Source organism: Micromonospora sp. NPDC047756, assembly GCF_055587245.1.
The window spans coordinates 746,712-768,561 of sequence record NZ_JBVJGQ010000003.1 but is presented as its reverse complement, the minus strand read 5'-3'; the positions used below and the strand labels follow the sequence as shown (position 1 = coordinate 768,561).

At 69.6% G+C, this 21,850-nt stretch carries 12 protein-coding genes; 8 read left to right on the top strand and 4 right to left on the bottom strand.

The features are described from left to right. Nucleotides 1-89 precede the first annotated feature (89 nt). Complete coding sequence (locus ACZ6NZ_RS12855) at nucleotides 90-6,779, top strand: polymorphic toxin-type HINT domain-containing protein (RefSeq protein WP_465858362.1); 6,690 nt, start codon at nucleotides 90-92, stop codon at nucleotides 6,777-6,779. Between the two features lie 1,268 nt (nucleotides 6,780-8,047). Here ACZ6NZ_RS12855 and ACZ6NZ_RS12850 read toward each other — a convergent pair. Both ACZ6NZ_RS12850 and ACZ6NZ_RS12845 read right to left on the bottom strand, forming a co-directional pair. Then, a complete protein-coding gene (locus ACZ6NZ_RS12850) occupies nucleotides 8,048-9,589 on the bottom strand; it encodes an alpha/beta hydrolase (protein WP_465858427.1) in 1,542 nt (513 codons plus the stop codon). An 88-nt stretch (nucleotides 9,590-9,677) separates the two neighbouring features. Next, nucleotides 9,678-10,793, bottom strand: coding sequence for an ATP-dependent DNA ligase (locus ACZ6NZ_RS12845; RefSeq protein WP_366607214.1), 1,116 nt, complete (start codon nucleotides 10,791-10,793; stop codon nucleotides 9,678-9,680). A 135-nt stretch (nucleotides 10,794-10,928) separates the two neighbouring features. On the opposite strand from ACZ6NZ_RS12845, the gene ACZ6NZ_RS12840 reads away from it, so the two are divergent. Both ACZ6NZ_RS12840 and ACZ6NZ_RS12835 read left to right on the top strand, forming a co-directional pair. Beyond that, nucleotides 10,929-11,141 (top strand): hypothetical protein, encoded by a 213-nt coding sequence (locus ACZ6NZ_RS12840; protein WP_124858806.1) that lies wholly within the window; start codon nucleotides 10,929-10,931, stop codon nucleotides 11,139-11,141. Between the two features lie 147 nt (nucleotides 11,142-11,288). Continuing rightward, on the top strand, nucleotides 11,289-11,711 hold the full coding sequence (locus ACZ6NZ_RS12835) for an SRPBCC family protein (RefSeq protein WP_465858361.1): 423 nt from the start codon (nucleotides 11,289-11,291) through the stop codon (nucleotides 11,709-11,711). Here the strand turns inward: ACZ6NZ_RS12835 and ACZ6NZ_RS12830 are convergent. Next, nucleotides 11,686-12,180: a GNAT family N-acetyltransferase gene (locus tag ACZ6NZ_RS12830; RefSeq protein WP_465858360.1), complete on the bottom strand. Its 495-nt coding sequence runs from the start codon at nucleotides 12,178-12,180 to the stop codon at nucleotides 11,686-11,688. The genes ACZ6NZ_RS12835 and ACZ6NZ_RS12830 overlap by 26 nt on opposite strands. A 97-nt stretch (nucleotides 12,181-12,277) precedes the next feature. Between ACZ6NZ_RS12830 and ACZ6NZ_RS12825 the strand changes: the two genes are divergently transcribed. Then, the gene (locus tag ACZ6NZ_RS12825) at nucleotides 12,278-12,781 is read left to right on the top strand and encodes a DUF1990 family protein (RefSeq protein ID WP_357226770.1); all 504 of its coding nucleotides are present in this window, start codon (nucleotides 12,278-12,280) and stop codon (nucleotides 12,779-12,781) included. Between the two features lie 21 nt (nucleotides 12,782-12,802). On the opposite strand, the gene ACZ6NZ_RS12820 is transcribed toward ACZ6NZ_RS12825, so the two are convergent. Then, nucleotides 12,803-13,723 carry a DNA-3-methyladenine glycosylase family protein gene (locus tag ACZ6NZ_RS12820; protein WP_465858359.1) on the bottom strand — a complete coding sequence of 307 codons (921 nt, stop codon included), beginning with the start codon at nucleotides 13,721-13,723 and terminating at the stop codon, nucleotides 12,803-12,805. Nucleotides 13,724-14,122: 399 nt separating this feature from the next. Here ACZ6NZ_RS12820 and ACZ6NZ_RS12815 point away from each other — a divergent pair, with 399 nt between their 5' ends. Genes ACZ6NZ_RS12815 through ACZ6NZ_RS12800 form a run of 4 tightly spaced genes read left to right on the top strand, consistent with a single transcriptional unit; the run spans nucleotide 14,123 to nucleotide 21,834 of the window. Next, nucleotides 14,123-15,985, top strand: a complete 1,863-nt coding sequence (locus ACZ6NZ_RS12815; RefSeq protein ID WP_465858358.1) for a stealth family protein — start codon at nucleotides 14,123-14,125, stop codon at nucleotides 15,983-15,985. Further along, nucleotides 15,975-17,948, top strand: a complete 1,974-nt coding sequence (locus ACZ6NZ_RS12810; protein WP_465858357.1) for a PIG-L family deacetylase — start codon at nucleotides 15,975-15,977, stop codon at nucleotides 17,946-17,948. The genes ACZ6NZ_RS12815 and ACZ6NZ_RS12810 overlap by 11 nt, the downstream gene beginning before the upstream one ends. Continuing rightward, a complete protein-coding gene (locus ACZ6NZ_RS12805; RefSeq protein ID WP_465858356.1) occupies nucleotides 17,945-19,594 on the top strand; it encodes a stealth family protein in 1,650 nt (549 codons plus the stop codon). Before ACZ6NZ_RS12810 ends, ACZ6NZ_RS12805 begins: the two co-directional genes overlap by 4 nt. Beyond that, nucleotides 19,591-21,834 carry a glycosyltransferase family 4 protein gene (locus tag ACZ6NZ_RS12800; protein ID WP_465858355.1) on the top strand — a complete coding sequence of 748 codons (2,244 nt, stop codon included), beginning with the start codon at nucleotides 19,591-19,593 and terminating at the stop codon, nucleotides 21,832-21,834. Before ACZ6NZ_RS12805 ends, ACZ6NZ_RS12800 begins: the two co-directional genes overlap by 4 nt. Nucleotides 21,835-21,850 lie beyond the last annotated feature (16 nt).

Here is a 21,850-nt window from a genome sequence, read left to right as displayed (position 1 = left end):
CCATCTCGGGGTGAGGGTGCGGCTGGACGCCGCGGGCCTTGCCGTACCTGCCGACCTCCCTTGCACCCCTCGCCCGTCAGGAAGAGGCCATGCCGAATTCTCCCACCCTCCTTTCCCGTCCCCGACGGTTGATCGCCCTGGGCAGCCTCGCGGTGCTGGTGGCGTCGACTCTCACGGTTCCCCAAGCCGCTCAGGCATCCCCGGTTCCTTCCGGGGACCGTCCCGTCAAGGCGACCAAGGCGGAGACCGCCCGCCGGGTGCCGGTCGACCGGACCCCGCTTCCGGACGACGGCGGCAGGTGGGCGGGGCCGAAGCACGCGACCTGGCCGAAGGCGGGTGCGGCCACGCTGGCGGTCGCCGAGACGCGGCGCGAGCGGCAACTCGAGGGCGATCGGCAGTCGGCGTCGGCGGTGCGGGGCCTCGCCGGTGGCTTGCCGGTGACGGCCTCGACCGTCACCGGTAAGCGTGTCCCTACCCAGGCGCGCGTGGAACTCCTGGACGAGCAGCACTCCCGCCGACTCGGGGTCAGCGGCCCGGTAATCGTGGTGAACGGCGACGCCGGGACGGTCGACGCGGCCTTCGACTACGCACAGATCCGGCAGCTCTACGGCGCGGGCTGGGGTGAGCGGCTGACCCTCAAACGGCTGCCGGCCTGCGCGGCGACGACCCCGCAGCGGTCGGAGTGCCAGGAGACCGATCGGGTTGACGCGACCAACGACCCGGTCACCAGCACGTTGTCGACCAGGGTCGACTTCTCCGGTGCGGCGCCGATGGTCTTCGCCATCACCGCCGAGGAGTCCTCGGAGGAGGGCGACTACAAGGCCACCGACCTGAAGGCGTCCGGATCCTGGACCGCGGGAGACAGCTCCGGAGGGTTCTCCTACTCGAACCCGCTGCGCCTGCCGCCGGCAGAGGGTCCGCTGCCGGAGATGTCGTTGGACTACTCGTCACAGGTGGTCGACGGGCGGATGGCCGGCGCCAACAATCAGGCGTCGTGGGTCGGCGACGGGTGGGATTACGCGCCGGGCTTCATCGAACGTACCTACGCCACCTGCACCGACGACCGCGACGCGGTCGCCGGCAAGGATCCGAACAACAAGGACAAGAAGACCTACGACCAGTGCTGGAAGGGTGACTCACCGAACGTCACGGTCTCGCTCAACGGCACCAACACGTCCCTGATCAAGGATGACGCCTCGGGAGCCTGGCGGGCGCAGAGCGACAGCAACTGGCGGATCCAGTTGGACGGCAGTCCGGCGACGTCGGGCAGCGCCACGACCGAACGCTGGACGGTCACCACGCCCGACGGCACCCGCTACTTCTTCGCGGGCGAGGCCGCCGCGACCGACTCACGGTGGACGATGCCGGTCTTCGGCAACCACTCCGGCGAGGACTGCCACGCCACCGACTTCAAGGACTCGTCCTGCAAGCAGGCCTGGCGCTGGATGCTCGACAAGACCGTGGACGTGCACGGCAACACGGTCCGCTACTACTACCAGGGCGAGACCGGTCACTACGGCGCGGCTGACGACAAGAACAACCGGCAGTCGTTCACCCGGGGCGGTTACCTGACGCGGATCGACTACGGGCTGCACGCCAACTATTCGAGCGTCGCCGCCACCGGGCGGGTGGTGTTCAGCGTCGCCGACCGGTGCCTGGTGACCGAGTGCCACAAGGACGGCAAGCCGGTCAAGGCGAACTGGCCGGACGTGCCATGGGACAAGGAATGCGCCGAGGCCCCCTGCACGGACAAGCTGGCACCGGTCTTCTTCAGCACCAAGCGACTCACGAAGATCACCACCCAGGTACGTGACGGCAGCGCGTTCCCCGACGTCGAGTCGTGGAGTCTGAGCCACGAGTTCAAGGCGCCGAAGGTGGCCGGTTCGGCGTCGCTGTGGCTCAAGGAGATCGTGCACGCCGGGCACGTCGGTGGCACCGTCACGGATCCGCCGGTGCGGTTCACCGGGGTGGAGTTGGTGAACCGGGCCAATGTCCTGGCGGGTGCGCCGCTGTTTTCCCGATGGCGGATCCAGAACATCCGCACCGAGTCGGGTGCTGACATTCACGTCACGTACTCCGAGGCTGACTGTGACCTGAACGACCTGCCGGGTTCACCGGAGACCAACTCACGGCTGTGTTACCCCGTGTACTGGACTCCGGACGGCTACACCGACCCGAAGCGGGACTGGTTCCACAAGTACGTCGTCACCGAGATCTCCGAGATCGACCGGACCGCCGACCAGCCGGCGATCACGACGCGGTACGAGTACAGCACCGACGGGGGCGGCACGAGCGTCCTGTGGGGCTACGACGACGGTGAGTTCACCAAGAAGAAGCACCGCACGTACGGGCAGTGGCGCGGCTACTCCCAGGTGGTCACGAAGGTCGGTGAGCCGGGTCGGGGCGTACCGCTGACGACTCGCAAGCGGTTCTACCGGGGCCTGGACGACCAGCCGTTGCCGGGCGGTGGCCGGCGCACCGTGCAGGTGTCCGACTCGGAGTCCATCACGTTCTCGGACCATCCGGCGCTGGCCGGTGCCGCGCTCGAGGAGGCGACCCTCGACGGGTCGGACGTCGTCGAGGCGTCCACCACGCAGTACTGGACCCGCCAGACCGCCGCGCGGACCCACACCGGGGGCACCGACCGGGCGTACTTCACCGGCCCGTCGGTCGTGAAGACCCGCAAGTTGCTGGCGCCGAACAAGTGGGCGCGGACCGAGACCCGCACCACCTACGACTCGGACGGCCAACCGGAGACGGTGTCCGATCTGGGGGACACCGCCCGTACCGGCGACGAGACCTGCAGCACCACCACGTACGCCAAGAACGGCACCGCGTGGATCCGCGCGGCGGTGTCCCGGGTGGAGACGGTCGCCAAGTCGTGCGGGGCGACGGTGAACCGCCCGGCGGACGTGATCTCCGACGTGAAGACCTACCACGACGGATCGGACACCCACGGCTCCGCGCCCAGCAAGGGCCTGGTGACCCGCGAGGACACCCTCGACACCTGGAACGGCGGACCCGTCTACGCCACCACCTCCCGGAGCAGCTACGACGCGCTCGGGCGGATCGGAAGCGTGACGGACGCCCGGGGCGGGGTCACCACCACCACGTACACACCCGCCGGTCCGGGGCCGGTCACCCAGACGGTCACCCTCAACCCGCTCCAACACAAGACGACCACCACCCAACAGCCGGCCTGGGCCGAGCCGACATCGGTGGTGGACGCCAACGACAAGCGCACCGACCTGACACACGACCCGTTGGGGCGGCTCACCAAGGTGTGGCTGCCGGGTCGGGCCAAGGCGACCAAGACTCCGAACCTGGAGTTCGGCTACCAGGTACGCGCCGACGGGCCGCTCGCCGTCACCACCAAGCGACTCGGACCCAACGAGACCTACATATCCGAGATCGGGCTCTTCGACTCGCTGTACCGGCCTGTCCAGACGCAGGAGGACTCCCTCGGTGGGAAGCGCCTGGTCGAGTCGACCGGCTACAACGACCGGGGCCTGGAGGCGCATCGGGCAGGTCCGGCTTACCTCACCGGAGCGCCGACCAACGAGCTGCTGCAACTCAACCCGGGCGAGGACCGCGTCCGCACGGTCCTGAGTCATGACGCCCTCGGACGGGTCGTCAACGAGGGCACCTGGTCGGGCCACAGCCAGTTGTGGGCGACGGTCACCAGCTACGGCGGCAACCCGGACGGGTGGCAGGTGTCGGTCACCCCGCCGCGGGGCGGCACGGCCACCGCGACCATCAGCGACGTCCACGAGCGGACCACCGAACTCCGGCAGTTCCACGGGATCACCCCGAGCGGCGGGTACGACGCCACGAAGTACACGTACACCCCGCGCGGAGACCTGGCGACCGTGACCGGCCCGACCGGCAAGGTCTGGGAGTACGGGTACGACCTGCGCGGCCGGGAGGTGCGCACGCTCGACCCGGACAAGGGCGAGACGACCCTCACCTACGACAACGACGACGACGTGACCTCGTCGAAGAACGCCCTCGACGACGTGGTCTCCACCGAGTACGACGTCCTCGGACGGCAGAAGAAGCGCCTGGTCAACGGTCAGCTCGCCGCCGAGTGGGCGTACGACACGGTGGCCAAGGGGCACCTGTCCAAGCAGGTGTCGACCGTCGACGGACACCAGTTCGTCCGGGAGATCTTCGCGTACAGCGACGCCTACCAGGTCGCCGACGAGGAGGCGCGCATCCCGGCGATGTCGGGCCTGGGGACGGCGGCCGGGACGTACGTCTCGACGTACACCTTCAAGGCCGACGGGTCGCCGGACCGGATGAACGTTCCCAAGACCGGTGCCCTGGAGCGGGAGACGATCGGCCACACCTACGACGACCTGGGCAATGTCACGCGACTGGTGGGCACGTCGTACCCGTCGGGAACCAACACCGTCTACGTCGACGCCGCCACCTACTCGCCCTACGGCGAGGTCCTGAAGCGCACCCTCGGCGTCAACAACAAGCCGCAGGCGTACCAGACCTACGTCTACGACGACCCGACCCGCCGGCTCAAGGAGTTCTATTTCGACCGGGACGCGACGGTCAACAACGTCGCCGCCCTCGCCTACGACTACGACCACGAGGGCAACGTCCTGTCGATGGCGAACACGCCGCTCGACAACGACGACAAACCTCGACCTGGCGACAGTGACGTCCAGTGCTTCCAGTACGACCAGTTGAGGCGCCTCAGCCAGGCGTGGACGCAGGCGACCACGACCTGTGCCGCGGAGCCGACCGCGGGCGCCATCAGCGGTAAGTCGCCGTACTGGAAGGCGTACGCCTACCACGCGGACGGTTCCCGCAAGTCGGTCACCGACCGTCGTACCGGTGTCGCCTCCGACTACGGGTACGCCGCAGCCAACGCCGCCCAGCCACACGCGGTTCGGACCGTGACCACCGGCAGCCGGGTGGACCACTACGACTGGGATGCCACCGGCAACCTCACCTACCGCAAGGTCGACGGGGTCACCGAGAACCTGGAGTGGAACCCTCAGGGCAAACTCCAGAAGATCACCGGACCGGGCGGCGAGACCCGGATGGTCTACGACGCCGATGGCAACCGGATCGCCCGGATCGACCCGAACGGTCAGGCCACCGTCTTCGTCGCCGGGCAGGAGTTGGTCGTTCAGGGTCAGGACACCACGGCGACCCGGTACTACCAGCACGCCGGCGACACGGTCGCCTCTCGGGCCGCGTCCACCGCGACGGGTCCGACGGACCTGACCTGGCTCGCCTCCGACCAGCACGACTCGGCGCACTGGGCGGTCAACTCGGTCACCCGGGTGGAGACGGTCCGATACTCCGACCCGTTCGGAAACGCCCGCTCGGGCGGCACCGGCGGCACCTGGCCCTCCGGCCAGCGAGGTTTCGTCGGCGGCATCAGCGATCCGACGGGCCTGTCGCTGCTGGGTGCCCGGTTCTACGACGCGGCGCTGGGCGCGTTCATCTCCGTCGACCCGGAGACTGACGAGTACGACCCGCAGCGGATGCACCCGTTCGCCTACGCGAACAACAACCCGGTCACCTTCGCCGACCCGGACGGCCTCTTCTTCGGGAAGATCAAGAATGCGGCCAGCCGGGCCGCCAACGCGGTGGCAAACACCGCCAAGTCTGCGGTCAAGACCGTGGTCAACAACGCCGGCACCATCTCCGCGGTCGCGGGCGGGATAGCCATGGTGGCGGCGGTGCTGCCGCCCCCGGCCCAGGTGGTGGCGGCCGCTGCCGCCGCCGTGTCGGCGGTGGCAGGCGCGATCGACACCGCGAAGACCTGCAAGGGTGGCGACACGGCGGGCTGTGCCATGGGCATCGCGTCGATGGTGCCGGGCGTCCGGCAGGCGAAGACGGCTGCTCGTGGCGTCGGCGCGGTCAAGAAAGCTGCGAAGGGGAAACGGCCGAGCGGTTGTAACAGCTTCCTGCCCGGTACGCCGGTCCTGATGGCCGATGGCAGCTACAAGGCCATTGAGGAGATTCAGCTCGACGACGTCGTGTGGGCGGCCGACCCGGAGTCGGGCAAGGAAGGCGCCCGACCGGTCACCGCCCTCATCACCGGCGACGGGCAGAAGAAGCTGGTCGACATCAGCATCGACTCCGACAGTGACGGCGTGGCCGACGGCACGGTAACCGCCACCGACGGCCACCCGTTCTGGGTCGACAATCAGGGTGAGTGGCTGCGGGCGGAACACCTGAAGCAGGGTGATCTGCTACTGAGCCCGGACGGTGCTCGGGTCAGCGTCATCGCGGTCGTCGCCTATGGCGCGGTCGCGACGGTTCACAACCTCACCGTCGACGACATCCACACCTACTACGTCCTGGTCGGCGATACCGACGTCCTCGTCCACAATGACACCATCATTGAGGGATGCCCGGTGGATCTGGGGCGGGTATCCACGGGAGAGGCCTTTGAGCAGGCAACGGCCGCCCGAGACAGGCTTATCAGCCTGATGGAATTCACGATGACGAGATCGAAGATCAGAGGTCATTCGACTGTCGTTGGCGCCGTTGACATTCGTACCGGCAACTGGGTGGCTGCCGCTAAGAGTACGGCGAAGGGAAAGAACTATTGTTCTGAGACCCTTTGTCGCAACGCGCTGGTCAAGAGAGGCGCCCGGCCAAAAGATATTCGTTATAGTGTTGCGCTTCGACCCGCAAGTAAGAAGCCCATCAACGTCTGCAAATTTTGTCAGCGATGGTCTCGCCCAAAGAACTATCCGACAACGATCGGCTTTGACCCGGGCTCATGGGGGCGAGGCGGCATCTAGTACTTCAATCGACATCGTAAAGGCGGCTCGGTGTGGGCTTGCCGGGGTAGTGGCTGATGACGTCGTGCTGGGTGATGAGGGGGTGCAGTGGTTTCAGTACGGCCGGCGATGGCCGGCCATCCCGACAGGGGCGGGTAGCGGCGGGCTCGACTGCAGAGCATCGGGGAGATCTATCTCGCCGATGCTTGGTTGGGGCGGATCAGCGGCCAGCGGTGCGCGAGGTGGGCGTCGATGTCCTGTGGCGGCACGGCGCAGAGCGGTCCGTGGCGTCCCCTCTGCGCCTCGACCCGAGGGCACCAGTTGATAGGCGATGGCGGCCAGAAGCAGCCAGCAGATCAGGTCGTGGAACAGTGGCCGGTGATCAGCCGACGCGGGGGGTCACGGCCATGACATAGCCCAGTCGCGCCTGACGGGTATTTGCCGCAGCCGTGGGTCATGGCCGTAAGCCTCGTCGCTGACCACCCTTTGATGAACGTGGATTAAGTGCTGGTCGTAGGGCCCGTCAGGTTCCCCGAACACGAATAGTGCGATGAGGTGGTCCGTCGGCGGTCCCAAATCCCGTCTGAATTAATTCCATGCCCGTGTCGGCGAACCGCCATCGCTGTGACTGAACGATGTCACCACGGAGCCACTCCTGGCGCACGACGGGCCGGCGAAGTTGGGTCTCAAACCAGGACGCTGTTGCCTCTGCGCACTCCTCGACAGTTCCTGCAACCTCGAACGCTAGTTCTGTTGCCTGCTTCGGGAGATTCAGAATAGTGCTGTGGATTCGGTCCCCGCGCACGCGTCCCCCACCCAGGTACGCCCCCAGGCAAAACAGAACGCGACCGTCGAGACCGTCGACAACGTCCATCCAGGCCAACATCTCGTGCCCATCTGCATCCCATGCGGCTACGTCGGCATCGTCTTGCGGGTCAGGCGCCAGGAGATACGTGTCGGCGGGATCTCCAGGCCATGCCGTTGCGCGACGACGCAATATCGCGATAAACGCGGCAAGGTGCGGAGCAAGCGGTTCGTCGTACTCAAACCACTCTGCCATGCCCACAAGCACAGAGTAGCCGAGTGAGTCGTCCGGGGCTCATCGTTGCCGCGGTCACCAAGGGTGAGGCCAAGTATAGAAACCACCGACGGCTTGGGGGCAGCCGTTTTGCCGATCGGCTAGTGGGATCACGCATTTGGCGTTTTCGTCCACTTGAAGGCGTGACGATCAGGGCTTACCGAGCGGGGTCCAATGCCAGTGAAGAAACCTCTAAGCGGCGCGCGGATGGCTAACGGGGTGGGCAGCGCAGGCCCTCGCGAGGGACGGTCAGGTCGATCAGGTAGGCGTTGACCGCGTTGGTGATGCAGGACGTCTGCGGGTAGGCGGTGTGCCCCTCGCCCTCCCAGGTCAGCACCCGACCGACGCCCAGCATCGACGCGAGCCGTGGGGTCTGCTCGTACGGCGTCGCCGGGTCGCCGGTGGTGCCGATCACCACGATCGGCGGTGCGCCGTTCGCCTTCCCGGTCGGGTAGGGGTCACGCCCGCCCGGCCATTCGACGCAGCTCAGCATGCCGACCGCCAACGCCGGCCCGAACAGCGGGTATTTTCCGCGCCACTCGGACTGCAACTGCCGGATCTGCTGCCGGCTCGGCTTCTCCGTCTCGTCGGCGCAGTTGATGGCCAGGTTGGCGTCGAACAGGTTCGAGTAGTGCCCGTTGTCCTCCCGGCCGGCGTACGCGTCGGCGAGTCGGAACACGTCCTTCGGGTCGCCCTCGGCGAGCTTGTCGATCGCCTGGGCCAGCTCCTGCCAGCCGGATTCGGTGTAGAGCGAGGAGATGACGGCGTAGAACACCCAGCCGGCGGTGGCCTCCCGCCCGTCGTCGCCGCGTACCGGGGAGACCTTGGCCTTGTCGATGGCCGAGGTGACGGCGGCGCGGGCGTCCGGGGCGATCGGGCAGCGGCCGGCGTTCGCCGCGCACCAGCGGGTGAAGTTGGTGAAGGCCCGTTCGAAGCCGCGGGCCTGGCTCTCCGAGCCCTCGACCAGCCGCTGCTGCGGGTCGACGGCACCGTCGAGCACCAGCGCCCGCACCCGCTGCGGGTAGAGCTGGGCGTACGTGGCACCGAGCAGGGTGCCGTACGAGTAGCCCAGGTAGGTGAGCTTGTCGTCGCCCACGGCGGCGCGCACCGCGTCCATGTCGCGGGCGGCCTGTTCGGTGCCGTACAGCGGCAACTGGTCGCCGTAGCGGTCGCCGCAACCGCGACCGATCCGCTGGCTCAGACCGACGAAGCCGTCGAATGCCGACTGGCTCGCCGGGTCCGGGTCGAAGCCGAAGCTGGCGTCCAGATCGGCGTCGGAGATGCACTTCACCGGGCTGGAGCGGGAGACCCCGCGCGGGTCGAAGCCGACGATGTCGAAGCGCTCGGTGATCGAGGCGGGCAGCCCGCCGAACTGGGCGCCGAAGGAGAGGTAGACGGCGGTGTCGACACCGGAACCGCCCGGGCCGCCCGGGTTGATGACCAAGGAGCCCACCCGGTCGCGCTGCTTGGTGGACCGGGCGCGCAGCAGGGCGATCTCGAAGGTCTGCCCGGCGCCGGGGCCGGCGCTCGCGCCGTTGCCGGTGCCCCAGTCACGGGGCACCTGAATCCGGGTGCACTCGTAGCGCATGTTCGGTGCGCCCCGCCCGACCAACTCGTCGGGCACCTCCGGGCAGGGCCGCCAGTTCGGTGCGCTGCCGGTCGGGGCGGCCGCGCCCTCCACCTCGGTGCGCGGCGCGAAGGCCGGCAGTGTGCAACCGGCGGTGAGCAGCGCGGCGACGACGAAGGCGGCCAGAGTGCGACGGCCCCCGCGGCTGGACGCCCTCCGAGGCTGGTCGGCGGTGCGGATCACGTGGTCCTCCGGAATCGGGTCGACGGCCAGGCTACGCCGAGCCGGTGGCGGCTCGGTCCACGGTGGCCGTCGGGTCGCCGCGCAGCACCTGGTCCACGTCGAAGCGGATCGGCCGGTCGAGCTGGTCGTAGCGACAGGATCGGGGGTCGCGGTCCGGGCGCCAGCGGACGAACTGCGCGGTGTGCCGGAACCGTTCGCCCTCCATGGCGTCGTAGCCCACCTCGACGACCAGCTCGGGGCGCACCGGCTCCCACTCCAGGTTCTTCGTGCCGGTCCACCGGCTGACGCCACCGGGAATGCGTTGGCCACGCTCGTGGTCGCCGTGCACCCACGGGTGCTCACCGGCGATGTCCCGATAGGGCGCCAGCTCGTCGAGCAACTCGGCGCGGCGGGCCATGCTGAACGACGCGCTCACGCCCACGTGGTGCAGGACCCCGGCGTCGTCGTACAGGCCGAGCAGCAGCGAGCCCACCACCGGCCCGGACTTGTGCCAGCGGAAGCCGGCCACCACCGCGTCCGCGGTGCGGGCGTGCTTGACCTTGAACATCAGTCGCTTGCCCGGCTCGTACGGCAGGTCGGCCGGCTTGACGATCAAACCGTCCAGCCCGGCGCCCTCGAAGACGTCGAACCAGCGCCGCGCGGTGTCCGGGTCGGTGGTGACCTGGGTGACGTGCACCGGCGGGCGCACCCCGGCCAGCGCCTCGACCAGCCGCTCGCGGCGGCGTGGGTAGGGCTGGTCGAGCAGGGCCTCGTCACCGATCGCCAGCAGGTCGAACGCGACGAAGTCGGCCGGGGTGGTCTCGGCCAGCATCTTCACCCGGGACGCGGCCGGGTGGACGCGCTGGGCCAGCAGCTCGAAATCCAGCCGGGGCTGGCCGCTCGGCCCGTCGCGCCGGATCACGATCAACTCCCCGTCGACAGCGCACCGCGGCGGCAGCTGCCGGCGGGCCTGCTCGACCACCTCGGGGAAGTAGCGGGTCATCGACTTGCCGCCCCGGCTGGCCAGCTCGACCTCGTCACCGTCGCGGAACACGATGCACCGGAACCCGTCCCACTTGGGCTCGTAGGTCACCCCGGGCGTGGTGGGCAGCTTGGGAACGCTCTTGGCCAGCATCGGCTCGACCGGCGGGTTGATCGGCAGGTCCACGACGACCAGTCAATCAGACGGCGCCGACAGTCGTGAGGCAGATCACCGTGCGCGGCGGGGCGGCGTGTCCGCCCCCGCGCCGCTCGTCCCGACCGGGCGGATCGGATATCCCCAGGTCAGAGCTACTTTCGCGAGGTGTCCGAGTGGGTCTGTGACTGCTGCGGGCGGTGGCGGGTGAGCGTCGAGCTGATCCGGGGCCGCTACCGCTTCCGGCTGACCCGCCGCTATCCGGAGCGGTTCGGCGGCGGCCGCAACGTGCTCGGCGAGGTGGGTTCGGTGCCGGAGCTGGAGGAGCTGCTGCGGCGGCGTACCCCGCTCACCCTGGCCGACCTCCGCGAGGCCGCCTGATCCGTGCGTGGCGGCGGGCGACCGGACGTTCCCGTGAGCCTCCACTGAGGAGGGACCGACGGCGGTGAACCTCGCTGTCACAATGCTTGCGGCGGCTTCGTCTGCACCCGTGGCGGTGCCGGGCGGCGCCGCCGGGGAGGGGACACCATGCGGTTCGAGGCCGATACCGAGATCGCGGCGGACGCCGAGCAGATCTGGGCGGTGCTTGTCGACGTGCCTCGCTGGCCCGAGTGGACGGACTCGGTGACGCGGGCCGAGCGGGGCGAGCCGGGGCCGCTGACCGTCGGCGCTACCGCACGACTGACCCAGCCGAAGCTGCGGCCGGCCCTCTGGCGGGTCACCGAGCTGACCGAGCATCGGGAGTTCGTCTGGGTCTCCGACGCGCCGGGTGTGCGGACCACGGCAGAACACCGGCTGCTGCCGCTGCCCGACGGGCGTACCCGCGTCGAGTTGGCCTTCAGCCAGTCCGGCCCGCTGGCCGGCCTGATCGGCCGGCTGTACGGGGGGCTGTTCCGTCGCTACGTGCGGATGGAGGCCGACCGGCTCAGGAGTCGCTGCGAGCGGGGCTGACCGCCGGCTTCTCCAACACCGCCAACGGGATGCCGTTCGGGTCCGGGCGGTGCGCCACGATCCGGTAGCCGTGCCGCTCGTACAACCGCAGGTTGCGCGCGCTGTCCGCCCCGGTGAACAGGGTGAAGCGGGACGCCCGCCCGGTGCAGGCCCGCTCGATGGCGGTGAGCAGTTGCGCCCCGACACCCCGCCCCTGCTGGTCCGGGGCGACCGAGAGGCGGCCGACGTGCGCCGTGTCCCCGTCCAGGTGGGCACGCACCGAACCGACCAGCCGGTGCCCCAACCGGGCCGCCAGCACGATGCTCGGGCCGGCCAGCACCGCCGCGACCTCGTCCACCGTCTCGGTCAGCGGAGGCAGGAACGGATCGGCGTAGTGCTGCGCCTCGCTCAGGTACGCGGCGCGCTGGACGGTGAGGATCTCGCCGGCGTCCACGACACCGGCCGCAACGATGCTCGCCTCTGCGGTCATCGGGGCAGCACACCACAGCCGCCGCTGCCATCGACGGGCGGCCCGGCCGCACCGGCCGTACCCTGACCCCTGTCCGGTCGAGGTCGAGGGGGCAACGGTGGCCGAGTTGACGTACCCGGAGGTGGGGTCGACCCGGCACGGGCCGTTGCCCGGCGGGTACCACCACCTGCGCCACCGGTATCCGTTGCCCGGCGGCTGCTTCGAGACCGCCGCCGACGCGGTGTTGAGCTGGCGGCTGCACCGCGCCGCGGGTGTCCGGATCCGCACCGACGCGCCGCGGGCCACCACCGGTGTGCTGGTGGCCTCCGGCCTCGGCGTCGGCCCGGCCCGCCTCTGGGGGCCGTGCCGCGTGGTCTGGAGCGTGGACTCACCCACGCTCGCCGGCTTCGGCTACGGCACTCTGCCCGGGCACCCGGAGCGGGGTGAGGAGGCGTTCGAGGTGGTCCGCGACGACGCCGGCGCGGTCTGGTTCGAGGTCCGCGCGTTCAGCCTTCCGGACCGCTGGTTCACCCGCGCCGGCGGCCCCGCGGTAAGGGCCGTGCAGCACACGTACGCCTGGTGGCTCGGCCGTACCCTGCGTCGGCTGTGCGCGGGTCGCTGAACACCCTGGCGCCGCAGCGACTCAGAACCGGGCGAACGAGCGGATCGGGGCGCGCGGGCCGTACTTCGGTGCCCGGATGCCGGCCGCCTCCAGCAGCAGACACACCCGGCCCCGGTGACCTCGGAACGGCTCCAGCAGGGCCATCATCCGGGCGTCGTCGCCCCTCGGTTCGCCGGCGAGCGCCCAGGCCACCGTGTTCGGGATGTGGTAGTCGCCGACGCTGACCGCGTCCGGGTCGCCGTACGCGATCCGGACCACCTCCGCGGCCGTCCACGGCCCGATCCCGGGGATCGCGGTCAGCCGGCGGGTGGCGTCGGCGGCGTCGGTGCTGCGCTCCAGTCGGTCGGCGAGCGCGGCGGCGCGACGGAGCGTGTCGGCTCGGCGCTGCTCCACCCCGAACGGGTGGAACACCCAGTACGGGGCCGCGGCGACGGTGGCCGCCTCGGGCGGCAGGAGCAGCGGCTGCAGCGGGCCGGGAGCCGGCTCCCGGAAGTGCCGCACCATCGCCGAGTACGCCCGGTAGGCCTCCTTGCCGGTGACCTTCTGCTCGAAGACCGCGCGCAGCAGTCGGGGAAAGACCTCCCCGGTGGCGGGCATCCGTAGCCCGCGGTGCTCCCGGGCCAGTCGGGCGACCAGCGGGTGCGTCGCGGCCAGTTCGGTGAAGCCGGTCAGGTCGTCGCGCAGCCCGGCGATCGCGTCGGCGCGGGCGAGGACGTGCTCCGCGCCGGGCCCGTACCCCTCGGCGAGCAGCTCGCCGCCGGCCGGTCGCAGCGCGAGCGTGGCCGGACCCTCCGGGGTGCGGGTGGCCCACCAGAAGGTGCCGGCCGCCACCCGGGCGCACGGGTCGTACGGGCTGAAGGTGAGGGCGCGGACCGAGGCGGTCAGCCGGTAACCGACCGGCGGGTGCAGCACCCTGGTCGCGGCGGGTCCGGTCTCGGTCACCCCGCTACTCTGCCAGGTCACGATGGGTGCTGGCGACCGCCGTACCGGTTCCGCCCGCGGTTGAGGAGCTTCGCGGGGGTACGTTCGGCCGACCGTCCCGGTCTGGTTGATCAACCGAACGGCCAGGATTATTTTGGCGGACCCTCATATACCGCCCTTATGCCATTTTTGGCGGTGGGTCAGGTATCGATGATGTGGTTGTTTGATGGCCGGCAGGTGAACGAGTGCCTCGGGCCACCTGCGCAGTGTCAACGGGGGATCTGTGGAAGGGCATGCAGTGATGGCTGCGCGAGTCTGTGTCGAATCATCGCGAGGGGGATCTCACCCCGCTACCCGTCCGCAGGGCTGACGGGTGCCCGCTGACGAGGCGGCCGTCCCGAGCGGACGGCGGCCCAGCGCATGATCGCTCTGAAGGTCTACCGACTCCTACCGTCGTCGGCACGGCGACGGGTGCTGGGTCTGCTGCCCGCACACCGGCGGATCGGCCTGGTACAGACGCTCTCCCGCCCGCGCGGCAGCGACACCGTACATGACCTCGGTGCCCGGGTGGCCGTGACCGACGGTGGCGTTCGGACCCGGGCCGAGGTCGTCGCCACGGCGACCCCGTTGCAGCAGTGGCACCGCAACCTCACGGCCGTCACCACGGCGCTGCACGCCGCCGGCATCGAATACCACTGCATTCGTAACGACGACCACCTGCGCAGCACCGTCGCGGTCCTCGACGACCAGCGGGCGGAGGTGCGACGCCTGGTCCGCTCCGCGCCGGCACTGTCGGGCGCCGACGTCCGGGTGGTGCAGGTCCAGCCCCGTCGGGACCAACCGGACGGCGCCCCGACCGAGGTGATCCGGGTCTGCTTCCCGGTGACCGACGCTCGTGCCGGTGTGGTCCTCGGTGCCCAGTTCGCCTGCGAGATCGAGTTCTGGAGCCGACACGGGGACATGGTCCGCGCTCCCCGACGCAACGGGGTCGTCGACGAGGCGCCCGCCCAAGCACAGCCGGTCCGGGTGGCGGCGGCGCTGCTGAGCCACTTCGTGCCCGAGGCCGACGACCACACCTACGGCACCCGCCGGGATCTGGCCGTCCGGGCGCCGGACCGGATCGGCTTTCCGATCGACGCGGTCTACACCTGGGTGGACGGCTCCGACCCGCAGTGGCTCAAGCGCAAGTCGATGGCGCTCGGCACCCCCGGCGGCCCGTTGCACGCGGTCGCCGCCAACTCCTCGCGCTACCACAACCGCGACGAGCTGCGGTATTCGATGCGGTCGCTGCACAGCTTCGCGCCCTGGCTGCGGCGGATCTTCCTGATCACCGACAGCCAACTGCCGAGCTGGCTCGACCCGAGCGATCCGATGATCACGGTCGTCTCGCACGCCGAACTCTTCGCCGACCTCGGTGGCCGGTCGTCGTACAACTCGCACGCCATCGAGTCCCGCCTGCACCGCATCGACGGACTGGCCGAACACTTCCTGTACCTCAACGACGACGTGTTCCTCGGTCGTCCGCTGCTGCCGAACCACTTCTTCCACGCCAACGGGATCGCGAAGTTCTTCCCCTCGCCGGCCCAGTTCGGTCTGGGGGAGGCGAAGCCGGAGGACCCGCCGGTGAAGGCCGCCGGGAAGAACAACCGTCGGCACATCCAACGGCAGTTCGGCGTGACCATCACGCAGAAGATGAAGCACACCCCGTTCGCGCTGCGGCGCAGCATCATGCAGCAGATCGAGGGCACACTGCCGGACGAGGTGGCGGCCACCGCGCGGCACCGGTTCCGGCACCACGGCGACCTGTCCATCCCGTCGTCGCTGCACCAGTACTGGGCGTTCCTGACCGCGCAGGCCGTCCCCGGCGACATCGAGTACGAGTACGCCGACCTGGGTCACCCCTCGACCCCCGCCCGGCTCGCCGAGCTGCTGGCTCGTCGCAACCGCGACGTGTTCTGCCTCAACGACACCGACTCAGACCCGCTGTCGTTCGCCGAGCAGGAGCGGATGCTGGCCGACTTCCTGCCGCGCTACCTGCCCTTCCCCGCCCCGTTCGAGCTGCCCGACGACGTGGTGGCGGAGCGCCGGAACGTGGGCGCGGGGGAGCTGTGGCGGCGTTCGTACCGCCCGGTGCTGGATGCCCGTCGACGCGCCCCGGTCGACGCGCCCACCATGCCCAACAACATGCTCAACACGGTCACCGACTTCAAGGCCGTCCTCGGCTCTCACGAGCAACCGATCCGGCGACGATCGGATCCATCTGGAGAGCGCCATGAGGTCTGACCGCCGTCCGCGGTCCATGGCGATCATGGCCCACCAGGACGACGATCTCTACTTCCTGAACCCGCTGCTCGCGAGTCAGCTGCGACACAGTGCGACACACCTGACGGTCTGCCTGACCTCTGGCGAGGCGGATGGACGCAACGCCCCCGGTGGGTCGCTGGCACACGCCGCGCTGCCGGTGGACTTCGAGGGCTTCGCCGCCGCGCGGTTCAACGGGCTCCGCTCGGCGTACGGGGAGATGGTTCTCGATGATCGGGACGCCAAGTGGCGGCGTGCGGCGATCACCCTGGGCTCGACGGCCGAGGCGGACCTTTCGACGCTCGTCGACGCGCCGTGGATCCGGTTGGTGTCGCTGAACCTCTGGTGTGCGCCGCCCCCCGGCTCGCCGGCCGGAGCCGGGTCGCTGCCGCAGTTGTGGACCGGCGAAGCCACTGTCACGCCCACCATGGTCCCGGTGGGTTCGCCGGTCTCCGCAACGTTCGCCTACTCTCGCGAGGGGCTGATCGAGGCGCTGCTGCACCTGCTGCGCGACGTCGAGCCGACGCTGTTGTGGACGATGGACCCGGATCCCGATCGGCAACTGCACGACAAGGCGAACCCACAGCACGCCGACACCGGTGATTTCTCCGACCACCTCTCCCACACCATCACCGGGCTGTTCGCGCACGCGGCGGCCCAACGCTGGTTCAGTGAGGGCGGTGGCAGCACCACGATCCTCGAGGCGTTCCGCGGCTACTACGTCCGACGGTGGCCGTCCAACCTCAGCCCTGAGGCGCGGGCACTCAAGCAGCGATACAAGGACATCTACGGGTGGGCCGACGGTCGCCCCGCCGACGGACCCGTCGGCCACGGTGACCGCAAGGTCGGTGGCGACCCGATCGGCACCGGGAACGCCGTCGGAACCACGTTGCGCTATCCCGGCTCGCGGACCTGGGCGGCACCGGGCCCGAACGGTGACTTGTCGGCCTTCGCCGTGCGGGGCGGTCAGGTCGTCCACTGGCAGCAGGCCGGCTCGGGCGAGTTTGCCCCGAGCCGGGTGATTCCCGGCGGTGGACTTCTGCCGTACCTCGCCGTGGTGACCATCCCGAGCGGCGGATGGCGGCTCTTCGCGGTGCGGCAAGAAGTCACCGCAGATCCAGATCGGCACGTCCGCGACATCTGGACAACAGTGTTGCCCGCTGTCGGTGACGCCGACGTTCGCTGGGAGTCGCTCGGCAACCCCGCCGGGCGGCATGCCCCGTCGGATCGACGGAACATCGGCATGCCGCACGCTGTCTCCCTACCTGACGGGGGTGTCCTGTTGCTGGTCCGGAACGCCGGCAAAGGACTGAGCGCCCGGCTGTACGACGGGTCGTCCTGGACGCAGTGGCAGGACCTCGGTGGCCGGGACATCCAGGACGGCCTGGCCGCGGTGAGGTTGAACGAGCACCACGTGGAGGTGTTGGCCGCCGGGCGCACTGGAATCGGGCGTTGGCTGGTCTCCGTACCGGAACTCATCGCCGAGTACGTCCAGTTGGAGACGGAGGCACCGGCAGGCCCGCCTGCCGTGACGGGGTTGCCCGACGGAGAGCGACTACTGCTGTTCCGGCGACGGGACTCGGCGTCCGTACTGTCGTACCGGACGCGCGGCGGCGGCCGGGAATGGGACCCGTCAACGGTTGCCGACCTCGGTGGCCACGGCGGCCCCGGCCCGCTGACCGCTCGGTTCGTGTCCGACCCGGGCACGGTCCTGCTGGCGGTCCGGAACGACGCATCGGGCTCCAGCGTCACGTGGCTGGACCCGGCCGGGTCGACGCCCTGCCACTGGCTCCGCGAGCCGACTCCGATCGCTGGTGGCCACGCCGTGCAGGTCGACGCGTCCGGCTGCGCCGTTCTCCTGGCGGTGTCGACAGCGGGCGGGCTCCTCGTCTCGCGACCGGACCAACTCGCATCGTCCTTGAACTGGGTGAAGGAAGTGCCGTGAACAACACGCCGGTGGTACCGCAGTACGCGGGCACGCCATCCCGGGCCGCCGACGCGGCCAGCTCCGCGCCGGTGGCGAGCGCTGGGCGAGACCTTCCCGCGCTTCGCGAGGTCCTGGTCGACGGTGGACGTCGTGCGGCGCACGTGCACGCCAACCTGACTCCGATCCTGGGGCGTCAACTGAACGTCGACGCGGTGAGCGGCGCGCTGGACGCGCACGGGGTGGACTACTTCCTCGTCCGCGGTATGGACGATCGGACGCCGGTGATCGGCGTCAGTGAGGTTGATCGGCTCGCTGCGCTGAGCGCGCTGGAGAAGTTGGGCGGGGTCGAGACCTGTTACGTGAGCCAGGTACTGCCCCGGCCGCCGATCGTCGGCGGCCTCGCGGACGCGTCGGAGGCGCCGGCCTGGACCGAGCTGTACGCCGCCCAGGCGATCAAGCTGACCTGGTTCCGCGCCGACCCGACCCTGAAGCTGATCCTAGGCCCGGCGTACGGCTGCGAGATCGAGTTCTGGAAGCCCGACCGGGAGGCCGGGCTGCTCCGGTCGCCCCGTCCCAACCGGATGATGCGGGCGGTGGCGCTGGAGGGCGCGCCGGTGCAGGTGGACGAGCATCGGCTGACCCGCCTCGCCTCTCCGGCGAAGTGGCACCCGCCCCGGCGGAGCCGCGCGGAGTTCGACCGCCTGCTCCCGGACGACATCGACTTCCCCATAGACGTCGTCTATACCTGGGTGGACGGCGCGGACCCACAGTGGCAGCAACGCCGCGCGGGCGTCCGTGGTGAGTCGCTGCACGCCGAGTCGGCAAGTGAGTCGCGGTACATCAACCGCGACGAGTTGAAGTTCTCGTTGCGGTCGCTACACCTGAACGCCCCGTGGGTCCGCAACATCTACATCGTGACCGACCACCAGCGTCCGGCCTGGCTGGACCTCAGCGCCGGCAACATCTTTCTGGTCAACCATGACGAGATCTTCGCGGCCCGGGACGCCCTGCCGACCTTCAACTCGTGTGCCATCGAGAGTCAACTGCACCGCATCGACGGGCTCGCCGAGCACTTTCTGTACCTCAACGACGACATGTTCTTCGGTCGCCCCCTGGCACCGCAGACGTTCTTCCTGGCCAATGGCAACACCAAGTTCTTCCTGTCACAGAACCGGATTCCGCTCGGCGAGATAACCGAGCTGGACAGCCCGGTGGACGCCATGATCAAGAACAACCGGGCCCTGATCGAGAAGCGGTTCGGCCGTACCCTCACCCAGGGCTCCCAGCATGTGCCCTACCCGTTGCGGCGCAGCATCCTCGCGGAGATCGAGCGGGAGTTCCCGGTCGAGCATGAGGCCACCATGCGCAGTCGGTTCCGTAGCGCCAACGACCTGACCATCACCTACTCGCTGCACCACTACTACGCGTTCCTGACCGGCCGCGCGTTGCCCGGACGCGTCAACTACGGCTACGTCCAGCTCGCGGTACCCGACCTCGAAGCGCGGCTGCGGCGAGCGGAGGCGCGGCGCGACTGGGACACCTTCTGCATCAACGACGCCTTCTCGACATTCGCTCAACTGCAGCACCAGATGACCATCCTCGAGCCGTTCATGGAGGCGTACTTCCCGGTCCCGAGCCCCTACGAACTGAGGACCTCGGGGTGAAGTTCGCCTTTCTGATTCACAACATGTACGGCGTTGGTGGCACCAATCGAGCCGTGCTGAACCTGGCCACCGCCCTGGTGGGCCGGGGTCACGGCGTGGAGATCGTTTCCGTGTTCCGCCGGACCGACGAGCCGATGTTCGCCATCGACGACCGGATCGCGCTCGTTCCGCTCCTCGACACCCGACCCGGGCGTCCCGACCGGGCCGATCCCCGGCTCCGGGAGCCGTCCCTGCTGGTGCCGAAGAGCGAGGAGTTCCACACCCAGTACAGCCGACTGACCGATGAACGGATGATCGACTACCTGCGCTCGACCGGGGCTGACGTGATTGTGGGTACCCGGCCAGGCCTCAACGTCGTGGTGGCACGGCACGGCCCCGACCACGCGGTCCGGGTGGCGCAGGAGCACATGACGCAGGATCTGATCGACGACGTGCTGAAGGAGGAGATTCGGCTGTCGTACGACCGGATCGACCTCGCCTTCACGGTGACCGAGGCCGACGCCGCCGCGTTCCGATCAGGTAATCCGGTGGCGCACACCCGCGTCACGGCGCTGCCGAACAGCGTTCCCCAGCCCACCGTGCCGCCGGCCGACGGCACCAACCGGATCGTGGTCAGTGCGGGACGGCTCGACCCGATCAAACGCTACGATCGGCTCATCGCCGCCTTCGCGCGGGCAGCTGGCGATCAGCCCGACTGGAAACTGCGGATCTACGGGGATGGTCCACAACGCCCCGCGCTGGTCGCACAGGTCCGCGAGTTGGGGATGTCCGACCAGGTCCAACTGATGGGTCGGCGTGAGGACATGTCCACGGAGTGGGTCAAGGGGTCGTTCGCGGCGGTCTCCTCGGAGCGCGAATCGTTCGGCATGACCATCGTGGAGGCGATGCGGCTCGGCCTGCCGGTCGTCAGCACCGACTGCCCGGTCGGACCCCGCGAGATCATCCAGCACGGGGTCGATGGTCTGCTGGTCCCGATGGACGACGTCGACGCGTACGCCTCGGCGTTGCGGACGCTGATGCACGACGACGATCTCCGGGCCCGGCTGGCCCGGCAGGCGTTGGTGAACGCGGCGCGGTTCGACCCGGACACGCTCGCCGACTCCTTCGCCCAGCAGTGTGAGGCCGTGCTGGGCGAGCGAGGTCCAGCGCTCGGGCGACCCGCGCGGGCCGCCCGGTCGGGCAAGGGGCCGCGGCCCGGTCGTTCGGTGCTGGCTCGTCGCGGTGAGCTGGTTCGGGAACCGGATCTGGTCCGGCTGTTGGGCGATCCGTTCCTTCGCGGGATCGCGGGTAGTGACCTGGCCCGTCGGGCGAGCATGGGCGCACTGGTGCGCCTCTCGCGCATTCGGCAGGCCCGCGCCACCTCCGCCCGACTACAGAAGGCGATCCGGCGACGAGCCGCCGCACCAGCCGCCGGGCCGAAAGTGGACTGTCAGGTACTGCCGGACCTCGGTCTCAGCCTGAGTGTCGATGCGCCGGACCTCGCTGCGGGCGCCCACCTGTTGCTGCGCGACCGGGACAGCGGGCACAAGGTGCGCGTGCCACTTGAACCCCAGGACGACGGGGTGCGCCAGGTGGCCGTGCTGCCCGCCGACGCGTTGCCGGAGGGCCGTTGGAACGCGTATCTGCAGCCACCGACCGGGGCGCGGCTGCGACTGTGCCCAGCCCGGATCGACACGCGGGTGCTCGCGGGCGGCCACCGACCGGTGGACGACCCGGCCGGTGGCTACGCAGTCCGTTCGCACCTGCCGTACCGAACGGCGGACGGCTTTCTGGCGGTACGCAGCTGGGTCCGGGCAGAACATGCCGAGGTGCGGCGGGTCGCACTCAGCGGTGAGCGGGTGTCGATCGAGGCAGTCTGGTGCGGGTCCGGGGTTCCCGAGCAGGCCGTGCTCCATCGACGGGGTCACCACGAGTGCGCGGTGTTCGTGCCGGTGGTGCAGACTCGCAGCGGTCATCTGCGTATCGAGGTGGTGGTGGACGAGTTGGCCGCACATCGACTGGGCCGATATGAGGACTGGGATCTGTGGCTGCGGCAGGCCGGCACGGACCGCGAGGTCCGGGTGGGTCTGCTCGTCGACGACATCGTCGACAAGAAACTCGTCTACAACTACCCGGAGATCTACCTGGTGGACGATCCGGGACTGGACCTCGTCGAGGAGGATCCGGCACCACTGCTGCGCGTCCGCCCGTACTACACCCGCGACAGCGAACTGTCGATCGTCGTCGTCGATCGCCCATGAGCACGGACACAAGGAG